Genomic DNA, 23,960 nt, shown 5'->3' with positions numbered 1-23,960 from the left:
CACCCCGATCCGCGTCACGGTGTTAAATCATGGCTCATTGCGCCGCAACGGCAGACTCCACCGCCAGCGCCTCGGCCGTATCGGCGATCTGCACCGCCAGCGGCACCGGTGCGATGGCGAAGCGGGCGAGCAGCGCATCATAGGCCGCACGATCGCCTGCATAGCGGTCCACCCGGTCCGAGACGATCGGCGCGCGATCGACGCGGCCACCCAGCACCCCCGCCACCGCCGCGCCGACCTCGGCCAGTTCCAGCGGTTCCCCGCCGGTGTCGAAGGCATGGACCGCGGGCGGATCGCTAAGCAGCAGCAGGACGACGAGCGACATCAGCTCGCGGATCGCGACATAGCCGCGCACCACGCGATGGGGCGCACGCACCGTGATCGGCCGCCCGGCCAGCGCATCGAGGATGAACGCGGCCATCGCATAGGCCTGATGCTTGTTCATATACGGGCCGGCGACGTTGAAGATGCGGGTGACGACCGCGCTGCGGCCGGTCGCCCGGGCCCAGGCGGCGAAATCCTGTTCATCCCGCTGCTTGAGCCGGCCATAGAGGCGCATGTCGGGTGCCGCTCCGGCATCGTCGGCCGATCGCGCCGCGCCCGACGAGGCGACGAACACGCCGGTCGCGCCGATCGGGTCGAGCGCGTCGAGGACGATGCGGCTGAGCGCGGCATTCGCCGTCGCATAATCCTCGGCCGACATGTCCGCCACGCGATCCTTGGTCAGGAAGGCGAGGTGGAGGACCAGCGTCGGCGCCGGCGGCAGCTCGGCGATGGCGGCGAGCGGCCGTTGGTCGATCAAGGTGCCGTCGCGCAGCACCAGCGCGCGCGCCGATGCGCCAAAGGCGTGGACGCGCGCCGCAAACGCGTCACCGAGTGCACGGTGCAACAACTCCAGGGTCGCCAGCCCGAGCCAGCCGCCCGCGCCGGTGACGACGATCCGCCGGCCGCTGGCGGCGAGCGCCTCGGCCGCAGCGGGCGTCAGCTGCTGGCGGGCGCGGACGCCCGTCCGCCAATCACTCACTTCGCCATCATCTCCGCCAGTTCCTCGCGCGGCAGGAACGGCGCCATGTCCTCCAGCGGCGAGGTGACCATCGTCCCGTCGTCGAGCCGGCGCGACGACAGGCGCGGCGCGAAGCCCTGGCGCTTGTCAATCATCACCTCGCACAGATGCGGGCCCTCGCCGGCAAGCGCGGCGCGGATCGCGGCGGGCAGGTCTGTATGATTGTCGACACCCGAGGCGGCGATGCCGAACCCGCCGGCCAGTCGCCGGAAATCGGGGAAGGTGACGCCGCTGTCGGGGCCGCAGCCGACGATGTTGGTTGGGAAATAGTTCTGCTGTGCCTGGCGGATCGAGTGATAACCGTCGTTGTTGAGCAGGAAGATCTTGATCGGCATGTTGGCGCCGACGATGGTCTGCAGTTCCTGCAGGTTCATCATGATCGATCCATCGCCGGCGAGGCAGATGATCCGCTTCGCGCCCGAGGCATAGAAGGCGCCGATCGCGGCGGGCAGGTCATAGCCCATCGAGGCGCAGCCCGAGTTGGTGTACAATCGCTGCCCTGGCTTGAGGGTCGCCGCCTGGAAGATGGTGACGCAGGCGGTGCCATCGCCGGTGACGACGATGTCGCCTTCTTCCAGCTCGGCGAACAGCGCCGCGCCGAACACATAAGGATTGATCGGCGATTCCTGCGCCGCATAGTCGGGCAGCACCACCGGATAGCGCGCAGTGCGCTCGCGGCTCCAGGCGAGGAAAGCGGCGCGCGCCTCGGCCCGATCGACCGCGGGCACCGGCTGCGCAGCTGCCGCGGCGAAGAAAGCGCGCAGATCGGCATGAATCGGACGATGCAGGTGGAGCGTCGGCTTGGCGAGCTCGGCCGCATCGACATCGACCATCGCGATCTTGGCGTCGCGGGCGAAGCTGCCCCAATTGAAGCTGATCTGGCGAATGTTGAGCCTGCTGCCCAGCACCAGCACGTAATCGGCGGTCTGCACCGCGAAATTGCCGCCCCGATTGCCCAGCGACCCCGGCCGGCCGACATAGAGCGGATGATCGTCGAAGATCGTGTCATGCGCGTTCCAGCCGGTCACGACGGGCACGCCGATGCGTTCGGCGAAGCGGAGGAATTCGGCATGCTGCCCCGACAGCCGCACGCCCGCGCCGGTCATCACCACCGGCCGCTTGGCCGCATGGAGTTCGGCCAGCATCGCCGCAACCTCGGCGTCCAGCGCCGCGCCCGTCAGCAACCCTTCCTCGGCGGTGGTGTTGAGCGCCTCGCCGACGCGATCGTCCTCGGCCGCGGGATCGAACGCGACCAGCGTATCGGCATCGATCATCGCGCCCTGAACGTCGCCCGGCACGTCGATCCAGACAGGGCCCGGCCGACCGCGCCGCGCGAGATGGAGCGCCTTTTCGACCACCTTGCGGGTATCGGCCGGGTCCTGCAGCACCACCGCATATTTGGTGATCGGCCGCACCATGGCGACGATATCGACCTCCTGGTCGCCGAGCTGGCGCAGCCGCGGATCGATATTGGGGGCGAAGGTCTCGCGCTTCACCTGCCCCGAGATGACGATCATCGGAATCGAATCGACATAGGCGCCATAGACGCCGTTCAGCGCATTGACCCCGCCCGGGCCGGTGGTGACGTTGACCGCCGGCAGCTTGTTCGACAGCCGGCTGTAGCTTTCCGCCGCGATCGCGCAGCCCTGTTCGTGATGGAGGAACAAGGTGCGCAGGCCAGGCGCCAGGCCGAAGGCATCGTTCAGATGCATCGATCCACCGCCGGTGAGCATGAACACATCCTCGACGCCCGCGGCGACGAGAAGCTGGGCGATGTAATCAGATACGCGGATACTGGTCATCTGGGCCTGCAATGCTCAGGAGGAGAAGGTCGGGTGAAGATGTGATCATGCGCCCGCCGGCACGATGTTCGTCGGTGAGGCACGCCAACTTGCCAGCGCCATAGCTTCACCATGTCGCCTCGCCAATGACATTTGCCATCGGCGAGGCGGGCGACGCGGCATCGATCAGGCGAGAACGCTGCGCATGCTGTCGTCGAACGGGGTCCATTCCAGCCGCGCGGCGATCTTGTCGACCAGATTGGGGTTGGCGAGGAAGGCGCGGCCCCAGGTGACGAGATCGAGCAGCCCCGTCTCCAGTTCGGCCTCGGCCTGGTCGATGGTCAGCGAGGCGCCGCCCATCAGCACGCCCGACCACATCGGCCGCACCTTGCGGACGATCTCGCCGGCGGTTTCGAAATAATCCGAGTTGGCGCAGCTGATATCGAGCGCGGTGAGGCCGAGATTCTGCAGGGCAGGGATGAAATAGGCGAGCATCTCGTCGAGATCGGGCCAATTGTAGAGGCCGCCCATCGAGCGCGACGGCGAGATGCGCGCGATCACTCGATCGGCCGGGCACACCGCCATGATCTCGCGGACCAGCTCAAGCGCGAAGCGGCAGCGGTTCTCCACCGATCCGCCATAGGAATCCTCGCGGTCGTTGACGCGGGAATCGAGGAACTGGTCGGCGAGATAGCCGTGGCCGAGGTGGAGTTCGACCGCGTCGAAGCCGACGTCCAGCGCGCGCTTCGCGGCCGCGGTGTAATAGCCGTAGATCGTCGGCATCTCAGCGGCGTCCAGCGCCCGCGGCTCGCCATAAGGCTTGCCATTCTGGCGATTGGTGCCGCCCGCCGCACGCGCCGTCGAGCTGACCGGGGCATCGCCGGTGTAATCCGAATGCGAGATGCGTCCGGTGTGCCACAGCTGGCAGGCGATCTTGGCGCCGCCCTCGTGCACCGCATCGATCACCTGGCGCCAGCTTTCGGCCTGCTCGTCGGTCTCGATATAAGGCGCGTTGTTCCAGCCATCGCCGCTCTTGTGGATCACCGTCCCCTCGGTGAGGATCAGGCCGACGCCGCCATCGGCGCGGCGCTTGTAATAATCGCGAATGTCCGCCGTTGCGCGATGGCCCTCGTCGGCGAAGCCACGGCTCATCGCCGACATCACCGTGCGGTTGCGCAAGGCCAGGAAACCGGAACGGTCGAGCGGGTCAAGCAGGGTGGTCATCGGACGGGCTCCAGTCGGTAACGGTCGAAAAACGGGTGGGACAGATAGGCGTGCAGCGTTGCCCGCCAATCACGTTGCAGGTCGAGTCCCTCGCGGTCCAGCCGCATGCCGCTCAGGACCGCCCGGTCGGGGCGCCGGCCGAGTTCGTTCCCCGATACCGCAGCCGCGGCGACCGGGTCGATCGCCAACCGCTCCTGCCAGCCGAGCGCGACCACGATCTCGGCCGCGATCTCGGCGAAGCTCGCATGGCCGTGGCACGCCATCTGGACGCTGCCGGACAGGCCACGGACGACGAGATGAAGGGTGTTATAGGCCAGATCCTGCGTCCAGGTCGGCTGCCAGACACGGTCGCCGACCGCAAAGCGCGTCTCGCCCCGATCGATCGCGGCGCGCATCGCCGGAATGATCCGCCCGACGAAGTTCTTGTCCGCCGCCTCGCCGCCAAAGAAGCCGGCCATGCGCACGATCGTGGCATCGGGAATGGCGGCGGTGACGCACCGCTCCGCCTCCAGCTTGAGCTCGCCGTAGAAGGACAGGGGCCGCGGCGTCTCGTCCTCGGGGATCGGGTTGACCGCACCGTCATAAGTCAGGAACGACTGCGGATACAGGAAGCGGGCGCCGACCGACCGGGCGAAGGCGACCGCATGGGCGGTGCCCGCGACGATCGTCTCGCGTGCCGCTTCGGGCTCGCGCGCGCAGCCCTCGACGTCGACGCGGGCCGCGCAGTGGATCACCCAGCCGCCCGCGGCCGCATCGGCGAAACGGGCGAAGGCCGCGGGATCGCGGACATCGAGCTCGTCGCGGCCCGGCGCGGTCACCGTCAATCGGGGAAAGCGGCTGGCTTCCTGCGCGAGCGCGGCACCCAACATGCCCTTGCCCCCGGTCACCAGCACCGGAATGGTCGTCGTCATCACATCGTCCACTTCAGGATATTGGCCGACCGGCTGTCACAATTCCTGTGCAACCAGATCGGCATGGCCGATGCCGGCGAGGATCGGGCCGAGCACCTCGATCGCTTGTGCCCAGCTTTGCCCGTCCACCGCGGCGATCAGCCCGACACCGCCGTCACCCAGCCGATATGGCGAGCCGTCCCAGCGGGTCGCCTTGCCGCCTGCCTCGGTGAGCAGCAGGACGCCGGCCGCATGGTCCCACGGCAGGGTGCGCTGGAACACAGCTAGGTCGTTCTCCACCAGCGCGAGCCGGGGATAATGTTCCGCGGCCGAGCGCGGGATCGGCACGACATCGAACGCGCGCGCCGCCTCGTCCAGCAGGCGCTCGCGCCATGCCGGCGTCAGGAACTGAGCGGCGAGGGCGGCGATCGGGCGCCGGCCCGATGGTGCCGTGCGCAACGGCCGTTCGTTGACGAACGCGCCCTTGCCCCGCCAAGCGTGGCAACAGCGTTCGCTGACCGGATCGTAGAGCCATCCAGCCTCGGTCTCGCCGTCGACCAGTAGCGCGACGATGATCCCGAACGGCTCGCGGCCGGCCGCGAAATTGGCGGTGCCGTCGAGCGGGTCGATCACCCAGACCCGCCCGATCGCCATGCTGTCGACCAACGCCGGATCGACCGCGCAGGCCTCCTCGCCGATCGCCCGGCTGCCCGGATCGAGGCGCTCCAGGCCTTGCTGCAGCAGCCGCTCCGCCTCCTGGTCGACCACCGTGACCAGCTCGCCCCGTGATTTCTCGGTGACCTCATGGGCGAGCAGATTGCGGAAGCGCGGCATGATGACCTGCCGGCCGACATCGGCCAGCAGGTCACGCACCGCGCGGTCCAGCGCAGCTATGGCGCTACCCTGAGCGTTAGACGACTGGGAGGGATCAGGGATGAACATCAGACGATCCGCCGGCGAGCCGCGCCGCGATCAGGCTTGGGAGCCTGTCCGCATCCGCGCTTCCATCATCTCGATGCGCTTCGCGTCTTCCTGGGCGATCTGCGCATAATAATCGCGCTTGTTGGTCAGCCAGTCGAGCTCGAACGCGACGGCGTTGGCAATGCCGTCCTCGATCGTGTCGGTGTTCACCGCGGCACCCTCGAAGATCACCTTGCGCGTTTCGAAGCGGTCGAGCCGGATCGCCTGGATCTCGCGCAGCGCGGGGATCGCCTCGGCCGACACCGACCCGCCGACGACCAGCTCGAGATCGTGGTCGGCACAGACCCGAGCCACCTGCAGCACCGCGTCGGTGATCTGCCGCTCGTTGATCGCGGTGCGCGGCAGCCCGCGCGACAGGGTGAAATCGACCCGGCCGAACACGATGCCATCGACGCCGCCCTTGGCGATCGGCAGCATCTCGTCCATGTTGCGCAGCGTCGTCTCGGTCTCGAGATTGTACAGGAACTCGGTCCGATCGCGCAGCGAGCCGTGGGTCTTGTTCTTGGCTTCAATGAACTTGGTGAGCGCGTAAGCCGTCTCGACCATCGGGGCGATAACGTAATCGACGCCATAGACCTTGGTGGCGAGCAGATCGGACACCGCTTCGCAGCCACCGATCTTCAACGCGACCTTGATATCGGCGCGCTGGGCGAGCTCGAGCAACCGATGGAACTCGTCCGGCCGCGTGCCTTCCGCTTCAAATTCGGCCTTGACGGCAACGACGCCATGATGATCCCGCCCGCGCTTCAGCGCGTCCAGCATCCTACGTTCGGTAGAGTTCACGATCTTTCCTTGTCACTTGATGCGTCAGCAGCTCTGACAATTACGACTGGCAGCGTCAATCGTCAGGACCAATTACCTCCGGAAGCCAAGCAGATCGGATAGCACACAGTGACCCAGCGCCTTGCCAATCGCCGCGAAGCGCTGGCGCTACCCGCGCTGGCCGCGGTCGCTAGCACATCGATACTGCAGCCGTCGAGCGGGGCTGCGCCGCATTTTCACTCCTGCCGAACGCCGGATTGACTGCTCGCTGCAGGTGAACTGATTAAGAAATTGTAACCTCGGCTCGTAGCTGGCGGCGAGATCATTCTATTTCAGGTCATCTTGATGGGCTGGAGGACGTCAAAGACTGGCATAGCGATTCAACAACTGCTTCGAACATTTGCTGTATCGGGCTACCTTACATGATGCATCATTATCATGCCCCGACTATCGGGCTCCAGGGACACCCTGATCCGGCCAAGTCGCGTCATGATATGCCTGGCTTTACAGGAAACGCCCGCCCGCATGGTCCTTGAACAGTTCCGCGTTGCGGACATAATCGGACAGCACCTGCACCGATTTGTGCCGGCTGACCTCCTGCAGCTTGAAGATCGTCGCGCCCTGCGCCGCACCCTCGGTGAGAAAACCCGCGCGGAGCGAGTGGCCGGCAAACTGGGATGGGTCATAGCCTGCGGCCGCGGCATGCTGCTGGACCAGCCGCGCGATCGCGCGGTCGGACATCGGGGCAGGCGTCAGCGCATCGGCGCGCGACAGGCGGCGGAACAGCGGCCCCTCACCATGGCCGGCGGCCGCCATCCAGGCGAGCAGCAGCGCCTTGGGGCGGATTCGCGAACCTTCGGGAATGGCGATCACCGCGCCTGCCCGCGCCTGATCGGTCTTCGAGCGCGCGATCGTTAGCCGCAGGCCTTCTGGAACGATGCCGACATGGCCGACCTCGAGCGCGACGATCTCCGAGCGGCGCAGCGCCGCAGCCATGCCGATGCCAAGGATCGCGCGATCGCGCACCGCGCGCAGGCCGTCGCCCTCGATCACGCCCAGCATGTTGCGCAGCGCCGCAGCATCGGCGGGGCGTTTCTGCCGCTTGGCGCCGCCATGTTCGGCACGGATCCCGGCGAGCACCTCGGCGAGCCGGCCGGCGGTGGGTAGGGCAGTCGGCGCCGGAAAGCCGGCGCTGCGATGATGGTGGCCGATCGCGGCGACCCGGCGGGTGATCGTCGACGGGTTGCGCCCGGCGGTCGCCTGGTCGCTGGCGAACACCGCAACCACATCGGGCGTCGCCGGCAGCGCGACCAGACCGTGCGCGGTGCACCAGGCGGTGAAGATCGCCCAGTCGGAATCATAAGCGCGCCGGGTCGAGCCGGCGCGTGCCGCTTTGGCATAGGCTGCGGCGCGTTCGATCTTGTCGTTAAGGATCGCCGGCAGCGTGGATTGCGCCACGGCGATGCCGATCAGCGCCGTTGACGCTGGTGGGGCGGCCGGTAAGGGCAGGGGGGTGAGCTCGGGCGTGACCATCCGACTAGTATGTGCCACGCTTGCCGGCCTTACTGAACCGTAGATTGGCCGAGGTCATTCATCGAGGCGGGCCGTGGTTGGTGCCGCGCACTGGCGCGCTCCTAAATAGAGCCGCTCAGTCTGACGCCATTCTGGGGGGGATGCGCCCCCCCCAAGGGCTATGCCTACACCCTAGAAGCGAACCTGAGCGCCGGCATACATCCGCCGCCCGAACGGATCATAGACGTCGGCCGCCGTCGTGGTGCCGGTGATCGTCCCGTAAAAGACTGTGTCTTCAAGCTTCGGTGGCTTCCGGTCAAACAGGTTCGTCACACCAGCGAAGAATTCGAAGTTCCGCTTCTCGCCGATATCAACATGAACCTGCACATTGTTGTAAAACCGCGAAGCGATTTCATTGTGGCTCGCGATCTCATCCGAAAGCCCCAGCGACTCCACCGTGTCGGCGAATTCGCCGCGTTCGGTGTCGACCATGTGGCTTAGGAAGTTAGTGGTCCAGCTGATACCAAAGTTACCGACCGAGTAGTCCAGGGTCGCCGTGAGCTTATCGCGAAACACTTCGCCGTATTCAAGATTTCCAACGCCGCTGTCGATCGGGGCTGAAGGATCCGATTGGGTTTTGTAGTGGAGCGTGTGTGTGTAAACAACGTGAAGGTCGACGCGGTCGTCGCCCAGCAGGTTGACGTTCCGGCCATACTTGAGGTCGAAGTCGATACCGCTGGTCTTGAACGTGGCGATGTTGACGTTCTGCGCGTTGACGGTTGTGATGAACCCGGTGGCAGAATTCCGGATCACGTTATTGCAGAATTGCGAGAGGTTGGTCAGCAAGCACTGTTGAATCGACGTGGCGCGAGGCACGATCCCGATCGCATTCTCAACCTTGATGTTGAAGTAATCAGCTGTGAGGCTGAGGCCGCGGATCTGAGATGGAACGATCACGACACCCGCGGTGATCGTCTTGCCCTTCTCCTCCTGCAGATTGGTGTTCCCACCGTCAAAGCCGTTGATGCCCTGCGTGTCTGCCAGCGTGTAGGTCAAACTGCCGTTGCGTGCGATGGCTGCGGCGACAAACGGGTTTGCACGACATGCAGCAGCATACTGGCCGCCAGACGTGGCGGTCACGCCGTTGCAGGGATCCTGGATCGACGGAAACGTCTCCGAAGGCGGTGAGTAGAGTTCGCTGATGTTGGGTGCGCGATTTGCCACCGCGTAATTACCGCGGAAGCGGAGTCCCTCGAACGGGGAATATTCACCACCGGCGTTCCAGCTGAACACGTTGCCAATCGTCGAGTAGTCGGAATATCGAGCTGCGCCGGAAAGGCTCAGCGAATTGGCGAATCGGGTGTTTTTCAACAGCGGGATCTGAAGCTCGCCAAACGCTTCCTTGACGTTGAACTTGCCTACAGTGTCGGAGAGCTGGTTGCCGGTGTTGAGGCCGGCATTCGTGAGCTCGTCGAAGTTTTCCACGCTCTTTTCATGCCGGTACTCTCCACCGACCGAAACCTGCACATCGCCGGCCGGAAGCGTAAACAGGCTGCCCGTGACGTTAGCGGTTGCAACAATTTCAGTGTTCTTGATGTCGTCGGTCCGGGGCACAGCCGCCTGAACATAGGCGGCCGCAGCTGGCGAGACGGTGTTGTAGCCAAACAAGTTGATCGGAGTACACCCGGCGGCACGGGCCGCGGCGTCGCGGCAAACGATGTTGCCGGTCGCATCCCGCACGGCGTCCAGCGCGTTCGCGTACTTGGAGATGTCCAGGTCCTGCGTCTGGGTATGATCCTTCAGCTGCCCATAAACGCCCGAGATGTCATATTTCCAGCTGCCACCAAGGTCGCCGCGGAAGCCGCCCGCGATCCGGAAGGTGTCCCGCTTCGCAACGTTGCTGCGGCTGAACACATCGTTCTGACGCCGACGGAAGGAAATTTGATCTACGTTGTTAGTGGCGATCCCGTCGCTGTTGCGCGCGGCGATCTGCGCCTGGATCGCTGCGGGAATGTAGGGATTGTCGATCCTGTAGCCAAAGCCGAGATCGGTGTCTGATCCGAGCGCATACGGTTCGATTGCCGACGACGAGTTGGTTCGGGCGTAGGTACCTTCGACGTAGGCCGTCACATTCTCGGTTACGTCGTAGTGACCGAGCACGGTGCCCAGGAAGCGCTCGACGGGTGTCGAAATGCGGCGGAAGTCCTCCCGATTTACGCCATAGCCGGTTGGAAAGCCGGTAACGAGGCTGTTGTCGCCGTTGAAGGTGAACAGATTGGACGCGTAACCACCGGCATTGCCGGTCGGAGCCGACCGATTATAGAGTTGGAAGCGGCCCTGTGGAGCGTAGCTGCTGTAGGACTGAGGTCCGCAACCAAGACTGCTGCAGTCCTGCGCAGAAATAGCCCGGCGATTGGAAAACAGGCCCTCATCCTTGTCATAGGTGAAGTTGCCCATGATGGCGCCACGGCCGTCGCCGAACTTCGTACCAGCCGATACGCTGGCGGAGAACGTATGCGTGTCGCCGCGTTCGCTTATCCCGTTCTGAAGGCGGGCGCTGACTCCCTCGAAGTTGTCCTTCAAGATGAAGTTGACGACGCCCGCGACCGCGTCGGAGCCGTAGATCGACGATGCGCCGCCGGTGACGACCTGAATGTTCTCGACGAAGTCGGCGGGAATATTGTTGACGTCGACGGTGGAGGTGCCGGCTACGCCCGCCACGAAGCGACGTCCATTGACGAGAACCAGCGTCCGCGATGAGCCAAGGTTGCGTAGATTGATCGTCGCAACGCCGTTGCCGCTTGTGAGAAAGTTGCTGTTGGTGTTGCTGAGCCCTGGAATGCCGAGCTGCGGCAACTGGTTCAAAATACCCTGGACGTTGGTGATGCCTTGCCTTTGGATCGCCTCCGACCCGATGCTGACCACCGGGGTCGCGCTTTCGAGCTCAGGGCGCGCAATGCGCGAGCCGGTTACGATGATTTCTTCTCGCGCCGTCGGTGAACTGCCATTCGGATCGCATCCAGGTGCCGCAGGATTAACCGAGCAATCGGGTTGCTGAGCAGCCGATGCTTGGCCCTGCGCGATCGATGGAAACAGCATCATCGCGGCGGCGAACGCGGTGGTCGTAAGAAGCTTCGATTTGATCAACGTGCGATCCCTTTAAGCAGTTAAACAGCTCTGTGACACACTATGAACGACACGTTCATAATCGCTACCTCGAAAGCTCGATCTTTGCGCAATCGCTTCAACCCGTAACAATTTGGCAACAGTCGGTAGCTCGCATGCACGTAAGTTAGGGCAGCCTTCGGCCTTACCGGCGGGTCGTGCGTGGAGCATCGCTGCCGCCACTCACCTGCTCCAGCCAAGGGCTCGCATCACGGGGCTCAATTCTCGTCAACAGGCAAGCAGCTCTGATCCACACGGCAATGTCCGAGAAGGTCAGTTATCGGACATAGCGCATGATTGTCGGAACCAAGCGATGATTGTATGCTGCTGAGCCATGCTACTGATGATGAGAGAAGCGACAAATGAACGTGCAGCGAGGCAGATTGGTGAGCGGAGGCCGCCTGCAGCTTCCATCCGACATCCGACGCGAGCTCGGGCTGGTCGATGGAGATCAGGTAGTCATGCGCATCGTAGACGGTGAGCTGCACGTGCGACCGGCACGCGACGTATTGAAGCGGATCCAAGCGATGCTGCAGCCCTATGCGTCGGCCGACGGATCTGTTGCCGCGGAGCTGATTGCCGATCGTCGCGCCGAGGCCGAGCGTGACTGACATCACCTATGTGCTCGATGCATCGGCTGTCCTCGCCGCCTTCTTCGACGAGCCCGGCGCTGACATGGTGGCCGAGCGGATGAGCGGCGCATTGCTCAGCGCGGTCAATTACCATGAGGTCGTCGCCAAGCTGGTAGACCGCGGGACACCCCCCGACCAAATCGTCGACATCATGTCGCAGCTCGACGTCGAGGTCGTGGCGGTCGACCGCGCGCAAGCCATGGCGGCAGGACTCCTACGCGCCACAACCCGCGCTGCTGGTCTGTCGCTCGGGGATCGCAGCTGCCTTGCGCTGGCGCTCTCGCGGCGGGCAATTGCGCTGACTGCCGACCTGAGCTGGCTGGAGATCGCCAATGCAGCAGGCGTGATGGTAGAGGCGATCCGCTGAACGGGGTTGGCTCGCATCGACACGCATCGATAGATTTAAAGCCAAGATGGCGTTGACCCTGACTCCAATGCGCATACATCATGTGCATGGCATCTCGCATTTACTCTGCCGACCGGCCGCGCCGTGCCACCAATGTATCGCTCGATCCGCGCCTGATTGAAGAAGCGCGCGCGCTGGAGGTCAATGTCTCGCGCGCATGCGAGCGAGGGCTGATTGAGCAGATTGGTGAGGCGCGCGCGGCACGCTGGCTGGCCGAGAATGGCGAGGCCATTGCTGCTTCCAACGCCTATGCGGATCAACAGGCGCTGCCGCTCGCATCCCTCCGTCTGTTTTGATGGCGCGGCTCGATGTGCATGCTCGCCGCGACGGCGGCGTGGGTTATCTGCTCGACGTGCAGGCTGACCTTCTTTCCGGCCTCAATACGAGGCTAGTAGTGCCGCTACTACCCGAGGCACATGCGCCAGCACCGGCCGCACGGCTCAATCCGCTGGTCGACATCGCCGGCGGGCGGCATCTAGTCGTTACCCAGTTTGCCGCGGCGATCCATGTTCGCGAATTGGGCGAGCGGGTCGCGACGCTCGCCGATCGCCACGAGACGATCACCGCCGCGCTTGACCTCCTGATCACTGGCGTCTGAAAAGCAGCCTGCGCAAATCTGCACTCTCGGGGGAATATATGGCAATCGGCATGGACGTTACCGGCTCATGAGCGACGCCGCTCCCCGCCACGCCCGCTACACCAGCATCGATTCCTTGCGCGCCTATGCGATGACGCTGGTCGTCGCCCAGCATTGTGACCTGCTGCCGATCGGCTGGCTCGGGGTGTGGATTTTCTTCGTCATTTCCGGCTTCGTGGTGACCTCGTCGATCCTCGATGCCAAGCCGACCGCCTTGCCCGTCGCGGAACGGCTCCGGCAATTCTACTTCCGCCGGATCGCGCGAATTGTGCCGCTATACGCCTGCTATGTGGCGGTTTTCATCGTCTTCTGCCTGGTCTTTGCGCATCCGCTGATCCCTACCCAGCTACTGAGCTTTGCCACCTTTACCTATAATTTCTATCCGCTGCACGGCGACACCGTGTTTGCGATCTCGCACCTGTGGACGATCTCGTTCGAGATGCAATTCTACGTGGTTGCCGGCGCCGCGCTGATCTTGCTGCGGCCCCGGCAGATCAAGCTGGTGATGATCGCGCTGCTGATCATGCCGGTGGCCATGCGGGTGCTCTACAGCCTCTATGCGCAAGCCGCGGGGGTATCGCCGGACGATATCCAAAGCTGGGAATATCACGTCTCCGTGTTCCACTTCGACGCTTTTGCGGCCGGTTGCCTGCTGTCGCTGTACCGCGGCCGCATCGAGCGGCGGATGGCGAACGCCAGCCTGTTCCTCGGCATTGCATCGCTGGTCGCCTTCACCGGCTTCTATGCCTTCATCAATCATGTCACCCGCGGCGCAGCGGGCATGTCCGCGTTCAAGGATATCCTGTCGGGCGCCGCCTTTGGTCAACTGCGCGAGGCATTAGTCTATGTGCCGGTGCTGCTGCTCAGCATCGGCTGCGTGCTCTCAGCGATCGCTGATCGCTCGCTGATCCAGGTCTTCCTCAAGTCGACGTGGATCTCCTACGTCGGCCGCTGTTCCTATTCGGGCTATATGGTTCACCTGGCCGTAATCTGGTACCTGCGACTTGGTCTCGTTACCTATTTCGGCCTTAGCGATGTCGGCGCACGCTCGGCGATGATCATCGCCGAGCGCCTGGGTCTATTCGGCATCGCCACAGCGCTGACCGTCGCGCTCTCCATCCCGATGTTCGAATGGATCGAAAAGCCGCTCGCCAAGCAGACCCGGCGCCTGTTGCGCTTCTAGGCAGCCAGGCAAGCGGTAGGGCCGCACGACAAGCTGACCTCCCAACCAGTTGGATCACGGTGCAACGCTACATCCAGCGCCGAGCAAGGCTGTTGATGAGCGACAAGGCCAACTACACCCATGACATATTCGATGGCGGCCGCGGGGGGCGAATGAGCACGGATAGGATATCGACGGTCATGGCCTCGCCCCTGGGCGGCGGCAACAGCGGCGCCGCCAATCACAATCTCACGCTGGACTGGCTGCGTGGGGTGGCGGCAATCGCCGTCGTCGCCTTCCATTTATCCCGGCGCCTCGATCTGCCGCTGCTGTTCGGCCACGGCTATCTCGCGGTCGATTTCTTCTTCGTGCTCAGCGGTTATGTGATCGCCAAGGCCTATACCGAGCGACTTGCTGACGACCGGCTGACGGGATGGAGCTTTTTCGTCATCCGCGCGATCCGGCTGCTGCCGATGGTGGTGGCGGGCACCGTGCTGGCGGCGCTGGTCGAGATCGGACGCCCCGGCATCGGCGATCACGCGCTGCACCTGCGCGAGGGGCTCACCGCGATGGTGCTCGGATCGATCCTGATCCCAGTGATGTGGACCACCACGCTCGAGCATACGGTGTTCCCGCTCAACGCGCCGATGTGGACGCTCTTCCTCGAGGCGATCTCCAACCTGTTGTTCGTGCCCTGGGCGCGGCTGCGTCTCGGCCGCGGCTGGCTGTACGCCGCCATGGCGCTGAGCGCGCTCTTCCTGGTCTATGGCACGCTACGGACGGGCGGATCCGAGTTTGGTCAGGTGCCCGAGACCTTCTTCTTTGGCTTCGCCAGGATCGGCTGGTCGTTCCCAGCGGGGATCCTTCTTTATCACTGGCGCGGCAAGGCACCGCGCACGGGTGCGGTGACGGTCACCATTGCCTTGATTGCGCTGTTGGCGGTGCCGCATCTCGCAACGCTCAATGCGCTGTACGATCTGGCCGCGGTGCTGCTGGTGCTGCCGCTGATCGTGCTGGCGGCATCAAACAGCACGATGGACCGGCGCTGGGCAGCGTGGAGCGGCAATCTTTCCTATCCGCTATATGCGATACATTATCCGCTGGTGCGTCTGCTTGGGGTAGTCGGGCTGAAGCTGCACCTGTCAGCTTGGGGGCGTCTCGGGTTCGCACTCGGCGGGCTAGCTGTGTTGGTCGCGATCGGCACTGCTGCGTTCCACTTCTATGACAAACCCGTCCGATCCTGGTTCACCGCCAGGCGCCGGCTCCGATCAGCTCACCCGATTTAAGACTGAGGAGCGTCGAAGCCCGATAGGTCGAGCGTGCCGGCGTCGAAGCCCGCCATCCACTCGCGCCAGGCGATGGCGCCCTTGATGTAGCGGCAGTCAATACGCCGCTTGCCGGCTTCGGCCGCGTCTTCGCCTTCGATGAAATAGCGCGACGCGTGCTCCACGCAGGCAGCCTCGGGCCCGACCGGCTCCTGCATGCCGAACCTGGGGTCTGCCTCGGCCAAATTGTTACGCTCCATGGGTTGGCGGACGATAGGCAGGCCTTCGGCCCGGTGTCATCCGATGCTTCGATGATACGTCGCCAACCGCCGCTGGGTTCCCGGGGCATGGACGACCGACACGCACGCCGACCCGTGCTGGCTCACTCAGCCGCGGCTGAGGGGCCCTCGCCCCTTGCCCGCGCCTAAGCCGTTGCCCTTAAACCGTGCCGCCTGGCGCTCGCGCTGAGCGCGCAGCTGGCGGCTGATCCACGCCCGCGCCGGCTCGTCGATCAGCTTGAGCACCATGGTGCTCCCGATCACCACCGCCACGACCACCAGCACGCTGCAGGCCGCGACATCGCGGCGCCCAAGTAATTGCTGATAGGCCGCATTGACCCACACGAAAATCGGGTAATGCAGTGCATAGACCGGGTAGGACAGCTCGCCGAGAACCAGGGCAGCCCGGCGGGTTGCGCCCGTCAGCACCACCCGCGCCCCGCTGATCACCAGCAGCGGCGAGGCCAGCAGCGACCAGCTCCATGCAATCGGGAACCACAATCGCGCCGGCCAGTAGAACAGGATGACGCTGAGCCCGAGCAGTGGCACGAACAGGCGGCCCCAGCGTGGATTGGTGAGCAGCGCATAACGCTGCTGGGCGTGGAAGACGGCAACGCCGGCATAGAAAGCACCGAACACCCGCGGAAAACCGGTCCAGAAGGTCGCGACATCGTCACCGGCCAAGCCGTAGATCGCCGTCAGCGTATAGCCGATGATGGTAATCGCCAGCGCGGTCCACCAGCCCTCAATCCGCCGCGTCAGCGCCCAAATGATGTTGACCACCAGTTCCAGGAACAGCGTATATTGAGGGCCGTTTAGCGGAAACACCTGGGGTCCGCCGATCGCGCGACTGGCGGTAAACATCGGCAAGCACGCCATGCCGAGCACCGCCGCCAGCGTGACCTCGGCCGGCGATATCGCCTCATCACCAAGGCCCAGGCTGCGGGCGAACAGATAGGCGGCGCTGATCAGCGTGCCGACGACGATCACCGGCAGCAGCCGCACGGCGCGGATTCGCAAGAAGGTGCGCGTATCGAGCCCCGTGTCGAACTTGGCACGATAGGCGAGCGACAGCACATAGCCGCTCAAGCAAAAGAAGAAATCGACGGCAAGCCCGGCATTCGCCGCCAGCCAGCTTTCCTCGTACCAATGACCCAAATGGAACAGCAGCACCGAAACCGCGGCAAGTCCACGTAATCCATCAAGCGCCGCGTAATGATCCCGCTGCTCCACGAGCCTCTCCCAACGTCTGCATGATCTTGTTGCCGATCATTGCTTAAAAACCGGTGCGGGCGGCTACTGGTTAGGCCTACCCCGCGCCGAGGCTGCTGACATCACATCCCGGAGTCAACAGGCGGACGCAGCACCGCTCTCAAGCGGGTCGGATCGGATCAACCCGTCCGATAGATCTTCACCCGGTAAGCGGTGCTGTCCCCACCAGTGACGTTCTTGTTGGTGCCGAGGATGACATTGACCACGTCGCCCTTGTTGATCGTGACGTTCTTGACCGCCATGTCATAATGGCCGGTGAAGGTGGTCGACAGCACCGTCTGGGTATTGACCTGCACCGTCAGGTCGACGCCATCGGCCGAGCCGCTGCCGACATCCCAGATGCCGTTGATGTTGAAGCTACCGCTGACGGGCGAGGTGTAGCGCAGCACCGGCTTGTAGATATCGGGCGAGCTCGCCGAGCCGAAGTCCACCGGATTGAGCTTGTTCGCGCTCATCGTGAACGGGCGGAGCGAATTGCTACCGATATAGGGCATCCAGTCCGAGCTGCTGATCTCGCCGCCTCCCTGGGTGTACATCACATCGAAGGTCTGCCGGCGGGTGCCATAGGCGTAATAGGCCCAGGGTCCCTCGTAGGTTGCAGGGCCGGATACGTCATAAGTGAAGTCGAACTGATCATAGCTGTCGGCGACCAACTGGGTCGCGCCGAGCGTGACGTTGCCGCCATAGACCAGTGGCGTATCGCTGACGATGATGATCGGCGAGTCCTCGCTGATCGCGGTCGGTTGGGCGATCTGCGCGCCCTGCGCATTGTAGAATTTGGCCGATGCGGTCACCGTCAGGCTGCGCGGCTCGCCCCAGATCACCATCGCATTCTGCCCGAACTCATAGGCATAGGTGAAATCGTCGACCGCGACGCGGGTGCCGGCACCCTTGGCCAGCACCTGCTGGCTCATCATCTGAAACGCCTGGCCGGGAGCGAGGAGCTGGCCGCTGAACGACGCCAGCGCGACGTTCTTGTACCAGATGTTGCTCGCCGAGCCCTGCTGGCGCAACGCATACCAGTCTGCCTCGGCAACGCCCGAGGTCGCCATCACCGTGGTCGCCTTGACCAGATAGCTGGCGGTATCAGGAATGCTGTCGACCTCCTTGGCAAATTCGGTGACGTAGATCGGCCGCGGCGTCGTTCCCATCGCGGTGCGCAGGATGCCAAGCTGCTTCTCGAGCTGCTCGGGATCGGTGTCGTAAGGATGGATGGTGATGCCATCCATGTAGTTGAGCGCGCCGAGCGCGAACAACGGTTTGAAATAGCCAACCGGGATGTCGATCGCGGCGCCGCCCAGCACCTTGACGTTGGGATGGCTCGCCTTCACCGCCGCATAGACGGTGCGCAGCATGTCATAATAATATTGCTGGCGCGGGCCATAGCCGCCGTTAAGTACCGGCCCGGTGACGAAGTTGAAGGCGTTGTACTCGTTGCTGATCTCGACCGACTTGACGCCGGGGAAACGATCGAGCGTCGCCACCACATATTTGGCGTAAGCGGCGCGGCCGGCATCGGTATAGACGGTGTTGCCGCCATCGTAGAGCGGGTTGCTGTCCGAAACCAGCAAGGTCACCGAGAAGCCCTTGGCAATCAGCGTGTCGAGATAGTTCACCTTTGCCGAACTGAACTGGTAGCTGCCCGCAGTGGTCTCAATGTCGCTCCACTGCACCCCGTCACGCAGGGTGGTCGCGCCCATCGAACGTGCAGTATCGAGGATCGAAAAGTCCCAGCCCTGCTGGGCGAACGCCGTTGCGGCGCCGAGCACCATCTTGTTCGGGGTTACCGCGACGGGGGTCGGAGTGGGCGTGGAAGTCGGAGTCGGGGTGGGAGTCGCCACTGCAACTGGCGTGGTCACCGTGCTGACATCCTCCGTCCCGCCGCCACCGCCACAGGCGCCGAGCAGAAGGAAAAACAACATCATCCATGCGTTCTGAAACCTACGCATAACCCGCTTACCTCTTGAGCCAATATCAAAAGGTTAGCCCAAGTTGATTAACGAAGGTTTGATTTGGACCGGATTATCGCCACGCTTACCTAGAATCTCGGTCCGGCCCAAATGTTTAAGCCAAGCCCACACTGGCTAGCACCGGCCTCCGCATCGAACCGAGACATGCGGCATCTATCCTAGTGAGCTAATCATCATCGGCACTCCGCGCCCACCTCATCGCGACGGCGCGCTCCAGGGAATCGAGGCTCTCATCATTGTGGAGGCCTTAATTGCAAGTGCTGCTTCCGCTTATCTCAATAGTCCAGCAAGCTTGCCAAGGACTAACAATTTCGCAGCGCGGCAAGCGCCCGCGTCGTCACGGCCGGACTGATTAGAACGGTAATGAGCCGGTAAAATCTGTGCCTGGGCGGGACAGGGCGAACGTTCAGGTCACGATATTACAATTAAAAATACATGAAGCTGTCACCAGTAGCCGCCACCGGCGCAGTGGGAGGTCGCTGCGTGGCTGCGATCCCCCCAGCGCTTCGAGGGGAAATCATATCTTACGCGTACTGAGTTTGCTTCGGAGTCTGTGGGGCCGGACGGGACTCCACGCTTGCAAAGCGTGTGGGCCTGACCGTCGCTTCATCTGCGAAGATTGCTTGAAAAAGGGGGTCTGGTGACGCCGCGAGTAGAAGCGCGAGCAGCGCTGCTCGCCCTCTGCTATTCTGGCGCTTGGCAAGCGCCCTTCGTCAGCGCGGTCAAGCAGGCTGATACGGGAGACGATCAAAGATCCGCGTCTGCATGGATCGTCATTGACGCAAGGATGAGCCGCTAAGGCTCCATACTCAACGTCATTATGTACTGATTTCTAGATTGATTCAAGATAATCAGGATAGACGCTGGAAAGTACGTCGTTATCTCTCAAAAAGAGATTGGGGTCATTGTAAATGCTTGTGGATAGGCCGACGCCAACAGCTGTGGCTCGTTACGAGCAGCTCGATGCTTTGCGAGGCATAGCCGCCTTGATGGTTGTTTTGGGTCATCTTGACCTGCTCCCCAGAATTCATGCCATTGGTAAGTTAGCTCGTCAGATGGAGACGAGTTATGCGGCGAGGCCGATTTACCGAGGATCAGATCATTGGCGTGCTGCGCGAGCATGAGGCTGGCGTGAAGACCGCTGACCTGTGCCGCAAGCACGGGATCAGCGATGCGACGTTCTACAACTGGAAGTCTAAGTACGGCGGGATGACGGTGTCGGAGGCGGCGCGTTTGCGGACGCTCGAAGACGAGAACCGGCGGTTGAAGAAGCTGCTGGCGGAGTCGATGCTCGACGTGTCGGCGCTGAAGGATTTGCTGGGAAAAAACTGACTCGGTCTGCGGAGCGCTACGCTGCGGTGGAGAAGCTGATGGCCGATCACGGCTTCTCCGAGCGTCGCGCCTGTAGGCTGATCGGGGTCAATCGGTCGGCGTGGCAATATGAACCGCTTCGCGGGAAGGACGATGCTGTCCGCGAGCGGATGCGCGCGATCGCGAACGAGCGACGCCGGTTCGGCTATCGACGGCTGGCGATCCTGCTCAAGCGTGAGGGGAAAGGGATGAACCTGAAGAAGGTCTATCGGCTGTATCGTGAGGAGCGACTGACGGTGCGCAAGCGTGGCGGTCGCAAGCGCGCGTTGGGCACACGGGCGCCGATGGCGATCCCGCAGGAACCGAACCAGCGCTGGTCGCTCGACTTCGTGTCGGATGCATTGGCCTGCGGCCGGCGATTCCGCATGCTCAACGTCATCGACGACTACAGCCGAGAATAGTTGGCGTGCATCGTCGATACCTCGTTGTCAGGTCGGCGCGTCGTCCGCGAGCTGAGCGCCATCGCCGAACGTCGCGGGCTGCCGTGCATGGTGGTCAGCGATAATGGGACCGAGCTGACTAGTCACGCCGTCCTTGCCTGGTGCCAGGACACCGGGGTCGAGTGGCATTACATCGCGCCCGGCAAGCCGCAGCAGAACGGCTTTGTGGAATCGTTCAATGGTCGCTTGCGCGACGAGTGCTTGAACGAGCACCTGTTCCCATCGCTGGCTGCGGCGAGGCGGATCATCGAGGCATGGCGGACGGACTACAACACCGTGCGTCCGCACAGCAGTCTCGGCGGGTTGGCACCCGCTGAATTTACGGACCGCCCCCGCCAGGGGCATATGAACACCGAAGCTAAGTTATCAGCGGCCTGAAAATGGGGAGCAGGTCAATCTGTATACCGCCTACAACGCCGACGTAACGACGCTTGTCTACCGAAGCCCGCTGTCTCCCTACCTTACCGGGCCATTCGCAGTTGTTCTTTTCTTCGTGTTAAGCGGCTTCGTGCTTTCGCTGCCACGAATCGCCGGCAAAACAATGACTTACGATGCCTATGTCGTTCGGCGAGTGTGCAGGCTCTACGTCCCATTCTGCTTTGCAGTGCTCGTCGCCGCGGTGCTCTGGCGAACCGTTGGACAGGATGCGAGCCAGTCTGCGTATGCAATAGTCAGGAATTCTTGGGGCAGCCCTATAACCGCGGAGGACGTCATCCGACACGCGCTGATGGTGGGTTGGCCGTCATCCGCCTTTCAGCTGGACACGCCGATCTGGAGCCTGATCATCGAAATGCGGGCGTCAATCATTTTCCCGCTGTTGTTCATTTTCGCCCGCAAAACGGGCTGGATTGGGATTGCGATTGGTGCAGTAATAACTGCCGTCGCGGTCTTTTCCAAGGCTCGTACGGGCGACCCGTCGGCAATTTATGCTCAGTCGGCGTACGGATCGTTGCTGCTGACCTTACGTTATCTCGGATTCTTCGTGTTCGGGATTGTATGCGCCACTAAGCTCGACTTTCTGACCGGCATACTTAAAAGGGTGCCGGCGGTCGGCCACGCCGCAGCAATTGTGGCTTTCGTTGCAGGTGTTGCCGTCTTGGCACACGGCAACCACATCAACACCGTCGTGAACGACGTCTATTACGGCCTTTTTGCGGCTTACCTAATTTGCCTGTGTGTAGCCTCTTTCAAGGCCAAGCGGGTACTTGGCTGGGGTCCGCTTCCGTGGCTCGGCAACATTTCTTTCAGCCTGTACCTGATCCATTGGCCGATCATCTGCGCCGGCATTGTTCTGGTGGCCGATCGGGTCGGTTTGCCCGTCGCATTAGTTATCTCACTTGGCGCTGCACTAGCTGCGGGAGCCGCAATGGAGAAGTGGGTGGAACGGCCCTCGCATGCAGCGAGCAAGCGGCTGTCAAAAGCAGTGGAGCAACGTCGGCTCACTCTGGCGAGTCCCAGCTGACCGTACGAACAACGCGGGAGGACTGCCCAATGCTGTCAAATTTACATCATGCCGCGCTCTTTCTGGATGCCACGACGCCAGCCCGCTGGCTTAGACGGACCTAACCGGTTTGTGTTGGTCGTGGCAGGTGAGCAGGGAATGCCACTTCCACGCGATCACAAACGGCGGACCAAGAATATGCGGCACGCACCTTGGCGTAACCGGCCCGCCCCATCTCAGTTGCCTGCGCGGGGTCGTCCAACAGCGTGGCAATGGCCTTGGCCAAAGCCTGCGGATCATCTGCGGGCACTAGCAAGCCATCAACGCCATCCTCAACGATATCTCGGAAGACCGGCAGATCGAGGGCGATCACTGCCCGCTTAGCCGCCCATGCCTCAAGAATAACCATTCCGAAAGATTCTACCGCCGAAGGGAGAACGAGCAGTAGGCAGCTATTCAGCCACTGCTCCTTTTCCTCGGCCGATACGTTGGTACGATCTACCAGCATGTCGGGGGCAAGCCCCTCGCGAAACAGCGCCGCCATATCGTCTGCATCGTCGGCTTTTGATCCGATCAGCGCCATTGTGAAATCGCGGCCCTCCTTGGCAAGTTGGGATGTTGCCTCGGCTAACAGAGGTAGGCCTTTGGATTTGGTCTTCCTGCCCAGAAACAGCACGGTCTTTGACGGTGATGGAGCCAAATCACTGGGATACTCGTCCTGCTCAACAACGTCCACGCCTAGGCTGGTATAATGGATTGCATCATCTCGCAGGCCATAGGCGGTAGCGAGTTCCACGGCCTCGACATGAGTCACGGCGAACACAGCATCTGCCTGATGCATGGCATTCTTGATCGCCTCGAACGGCCAATCAGGATCGTGGGAGTGGACAAGCGGATAGACGCCGCACCAAATGTTCAACTGGTTGGCTGCCGCAATCGCTGCCTTAACGTTCGGCTGCAGGTGCGGAAGCGTGATGATCACATCCGGCGCAGCAGCGCGCAACTCCGCGAGAATGGCTCGGCCGAGCCGTCGCCGGAAGAACAGCTTAGCGGCTTTTCGAAAAACTGACGCTAAGGCCTGCGGCAATCTGCCGGATACGAGCGCCAGACGATTAATCTCGTTATGACTGTAATAGACCAGCCGCGACAGCGACACACCGTTAATGCTGTCGTGCGGTGCACCACCAACTGTCTCGCTCCTCAGCGTGTAATAGCCTTCGGAACTGAGCAGATTGGCTGTTACTACCGCCACCTCATAGCCGCGACGGGCGAATTCCTCTGCCATCATCTTCGTCTGATGCTCCGTCCCGCCACGAGCAGGAAAATAGGCAGACGGCACAAACGCGATCTTCATGGCTTACAATCCTCCGAGGCCGACATGCGCAGACTGGCAGCGACACTAAGAGACGCGGCAACATAGTGTAACGATTTCGCACCCGCAGCATAGCTGCACGTGCGATATGGCGGGCTAATTGTCCGACAAACCACTGCCCTGCTCCATCTCAGAGCTCTTGGCCTGCTACCGCGTACATTTACGCTAGCACAGATGCCAGAGCTCGAAGGCTCTACTCGCGACGCCCGGCTCGTCAGGCCCGCTGCCAAGCGGGCAAAACACGTGCAGTTTCCACCCCAAGCGCTGTGCGGCAACTCGGTCCACGTTATGACGACGGGGCAAAGAAAAGGGGGCCGAAGCCCCCTGGAATATGGT

Annotated in this window: 19 protein-coding genes and 1 pseudogene; 8 read left to right on the top strand and 12 right to left on the bottom strand. The window is 62.8% G+C overall.

The window, feature by feature from the left end; genetic code table 11:
- Positions 1-34: 34 nt before the first annotated feature.
- The 8 genes from AC07M8_RS17235 to AC07M8_RS17200 form a co-directional block, all read right to left on the bottom strand.
- Complete coding sequence (locus tag AC07M8_RS17235) at positions 35-1,024, bottom strand: NAD-dependent epimerase/dehydratase family protein (RefSeq protein ID WP_495175460.1); 990 nt, start codon at positions 1,022-1,024, stop codon at positions 35-37.
- Positions 1,021-2,865: a thiamine pyrophosphate-binding protein gene (locus AC07M8_RS17230; protein WP_495175459.1), complete on the bottom strand. Its 1,845-nt coding sequence runs from the start codon at positions 2,863-2,865 to the stop codon at positions 1,021-1,023. The genes AC07M8_RS17235 and AC07M8_RS17230 overlap by 4 nt, the downstream gene beginning before the upstream one ends.
- A 165-nt stretch (positions 2,866-3,030) precedes the next feature.
- Positions 3,031-4,068, bottom strand: a complete 1,038-nt coding sequence (locus AC07M8_RS17225) for an oxidoreductase (protein WP_495175458.1) — start codon at positions 4,066-4,068, stop codon at positions 3,031-3,033.
- The gene (locus AC07M8_RS17220; RefSeq protein WP_495175457.1) at positions 4,065-4,979 is read right to left on the bottom strand and encodes an SDR family oxidoreductase; all 915 of its coding nucleotides are present in this window, start codon (positions 4,977-4,979) and stop codon (positions 4,065-4,067) included. The genes AC07M8_RS17225 and AC07M8_RS17220 overlap by 4 nt, the downstream gene beginning before the upstream one ends.
- Before the next feature lie 36 nt (positions 4,980-5,015).
- The gene (locus AC07M8_RS17215) at positions 5,016-5,831 is read right to left on the bottom strand and encodes an inositol monophosphatase family protein (RefSeq protein ID WP_495175456.1); all 816 of its coding nucleotides are present in this window, start codon (positions 5,829-5,831) and stop codon (positions 5,016-5,018) included.
- 99 nt (positions 5,832-5,930) lie between these two features.
- Complete coding sequence (locus AC07M8_RS17210; protein ID WP_495175455.1) at positions 5,931-6,722, bottom strand: aldolase/citrate lyase family protein; 792 nt, start codon at positions 6,720-6,722, stop codon at positions 5,931-5,933.
- Between the two features lie 483 nt (positions 6,723-7,205).
- The gene (locus AC07M8_RS17205; RefSeq protein WP_495175454.1) at positions 7,206-8,252 is read right to left on the bottom strand and encodes a site-specific integrase; all 1,047 of its coding nucleotides are present in this window, start codon (positions 8,250-8,252) and stop codon (positions 7,206-7,208) included.
- Between the two features lie 153 nt (positions 8,253-8,405).
- Complete coding sequence (locus AC07M8_RS17200; protein WP_495175453.1) at positions 8,406-11,360, bottom strand: TonB-dependent receptor plug domain-containing protein; 2,955 nt, start codon at positions 11,358-11,360, stop codon at positions 8,406-8,408.
- Positions 11,361-11,740: 380 nt separating this feature from the next.
- Between AC07M8_RS17200 and AC07M8_RS17195 the strand changes: the two genes are divergently transcribed.
- The 6 genes from AC07M8_RS17195 (at position 11,741) to AC07M8_RS17170 (ending at position 15,501) form a co-directional block, all read left to right on the top strand.
- The gene (locus AC07M8_RS17195) at positions 11,741-11,989 is read left to right on the top strand and encodes an AbrB/MazE/SpoVT family DNA-binding domain-containing protein (RefSeq protein WP_495175452.1); all 249 of its coding nucleotides are present in this window, start codon (positions 11,741-11,743) and stop codon (positions 11,987-11,989) included.
- Positions 11,982-12,377 (top strand): type II toxin-antitoxin system VapC family toxin, encoded by a 396-nt coding sequence (locus tag AC07M8_RS17190; protein WP_495175451.1) that lies wholly within the window; start codon positions 11,982-11,984, stop codon positions 12,375-12,377. Before AC07M8_RS17195 ends, AC07M8_RS17190 begins: the two co-directional genes overlap by 8 nt.
- Positions 12,378-12,463: 86 nt before the next feature.
- The gene (locus AC07M8_RS17185) at positions 12,464-12,712 is read left to right on the top strand and encodes a type II toxin-antitoxin system CcdA family antitoxin (RefSeq protein ID WP_495175450.1); all 249 of its coding nucleotides are present in this window, start codon (positions 12,464-12,466) and stop codon (positions 12,710-12,712) included.
- Positions 12,712-13,014 carry a CcdB family protein gene (locus AC07M8_RS17180; RefSeq protein WP_495175449.1) on the top strand — a complete coding sequence of 101 codons (303 nt, stop codon included), beginning with the start codon at positions 12,712-12,714 and terminating at the stop codon, positions 13,012-13,014. Before AC07M8_RS17185 ends, AC07M8_RS17180 begins: the two co-directional genes overlap by 1 nt.
- A gap of 67 nt (positions 13,015-13,081) precedes the next feature.
- Positions 13,082-14,236: an acyltransferase family protein gene (locus tag AC07M8_RS17175; RefSeq protein ID WP_495175448.1), complete on the top strand. Its 1,155-nt coding sequence runs from the start codon at positions 13,082-13,084 to the stop codon at positions 14,234-14,236.
- 179 nt (positions 14,237-14,415) lie between these two features.
- On the top strand, positions 14,416-15,501 hold the full coding sequence (locus AC07M8_RS17170; protein ID WP_495175447.1) for an acyltransferase family protein: 1,086 nt from the start codon (positions 14,416-14,418) through the stop codon (positions 15,499-15,501).
- On the opposite strand, the gene AC07M8_RS17165 is transcribed toward AC07M8_RS17170, so the two are convergent.
- From AC07M8_RS17165 to AC07M8_RS17155, 3 genes are all read right to left on the bottom strand, one after another.
- Positions 15,498-15,740, bottom strand: coding sequence for a hypothetical protein (locus tag AC07M8_RS17165; RefSeq protein ID WP_495175446.1), 243 nt, complete (start codon positions 15,738-15,740; stop codon positions 15,498-15,500). The genes AC07M8_RS17170 and AC07M8_RS17165 overlap by 4 nt on opposite strands.
- Before the next feature lie 126 nt (positions 15,741-15,866).
- On the bottom strand, positions 15,867-16,991 hold the full coding sequence (locus AC07M8_RS17160; protein WP_495175445.1) for an acyltransferase family protein: 1,125 nt from the start codon (positions 16,989-16,991) through the stop codon (positions 15,867-15,869).
- Positions 16,992-17,149: 158 nt separating this feature from the next.
- Entirely contained in the window at positions 17,150-18,952 is a 1,803-nt protein-coding gene (locus AC07M8_RS17155; RefSeq protein WP_495175444.1) for a hypothetical protein, read from the bottom strand.
- A gap of 1,116 nt (positions 18,953-20,068) precedes the next feature.
- Between AC07M8_RS17155 and AC07M8_RS17150 the strand changes: the two are divergent.
- Positions 20,069-21,189 (top strand): annotated as a pseudogene (locus AC07M8_RS17150) (IS3 family transposase).
- Between the two features lie 19 nt (positions 21,190-21,208).
- A complete protein-coding gene (locus AC07M8_RS17145) occupies positions 21,209-22,273 on the top strand; it encodes an acyltransferase family protein (protein WP_495175489.1) in 1,065 nt (354 codons plus the stop codon).
- 100 nt (positions 22,274-22,373) lie between these two features.
- Here the strand turns inward: AC07M8_RS17145 and AC07M8_RS17140 are convergent, their stop codons facing one another.
- Positions 22,374-23,606, bottom strand: coding sequence for a glycosyltransferase family 4 protein (locus tag AC07M8_RS17140; RefSeq protein ID WP_495175443.1), 1,233 nt, complete (start codon positions 23,604-23,606; stop codon positions 22,374-22,376).
- Between the last annotated feature and the right edge of the window lie 354 nt (positions 23,607-23,960).

It is taken from the genome of Sphingomonas sp. GW821-FHT09E03 (genome assembly GCF_059416225.1).
The sequence above is the reverse complement of the archived record's forward strand: the minus strand, read 5'-3'. Positions and strand labels throughout refer to the sequence as shown.

Bases quoted from the DNA above. Each gene is read 5' to 3' on its own strand.
- AC07M8_RS17185 (WP_495175450.1), top strand. From the start codon at position 12,464: ATGGCATCTCGCATTTACTCTGCCGACCGGCCGCGCCGTGCCACCAAT.
- AC07M8_RS17140 (WP_495175443.1), bottom strand. From the start codon at position 23,606: ATGAAGATCGCGTTTGTGCCGTCTGCCTATTTTCCTGCTCGTGGCGGG.
- AC07M8_RS17195 (WP_495175452.1), top strand. From the start codon at position 11,741: ATGAACGTGCAGCGAGGCAGATTGGTGAGCGGAGGCCGCCTGCAGCTT.
- AC07M8_RS17165 (WP_495175446.1), bottom strand. From the start codon at position 15,740: ATGGAGCGTAACAATTTGGCCGAGGCAGACCCCAGGTTCGGCATGCAG.
- AC07M8_RS17230 (WP_495175459.1), bottom strand. From the start codon at position 2,865: ATGACCAGTATCCGCGTATCTGATTACATCGCCCAGCTTCTCGTCGCC.
- AC07M8_RS17170 (WP_495175447.1), top strand. From the start codon at position 14,416: ATGGCCTCGCCCCTGGGCGGCGGCAACAGCGGCGCCGCCAATCACAAT.
- AC07M8_RS17155 (WP_495175444.1), bottom strand. From the start codon at position 18,952: ATGTTGTTTTTCCTTCTGCTCGGCGCCTGTGGCGGTGGCGGCGGGACG.
- AC07M8_RS17220 (WP_495175457.1), bottom strand. From the start codon at position 4,979: ATGACGACGACCATTCCGGTGCTGGTGACCGGGGGCAAGGGCATGTTG.
- AC07M8_RS17180 (WP_495175449.1), top strand. From the start codon at position 12,712: ATGGCGCGGCTCGATGTGCATGCTCGCCGCGACGGCGGCGTGGGTTAT.
- AC07M8_RS17225 (WP_495175458.1), bottom strand. From the start codon at position 4,068: ATGACCACCCTGCTTGACCCGCTCGACCGTTCCGGTTTCCTGGCCTTG.
- AC07M8_RS17175 (WP_495175448.1), top strand. From the start codon at position 13,082: ATGAGCGACGCCGCTCCCCGCCACGCCCGCTACACCAGCATCGATTCC.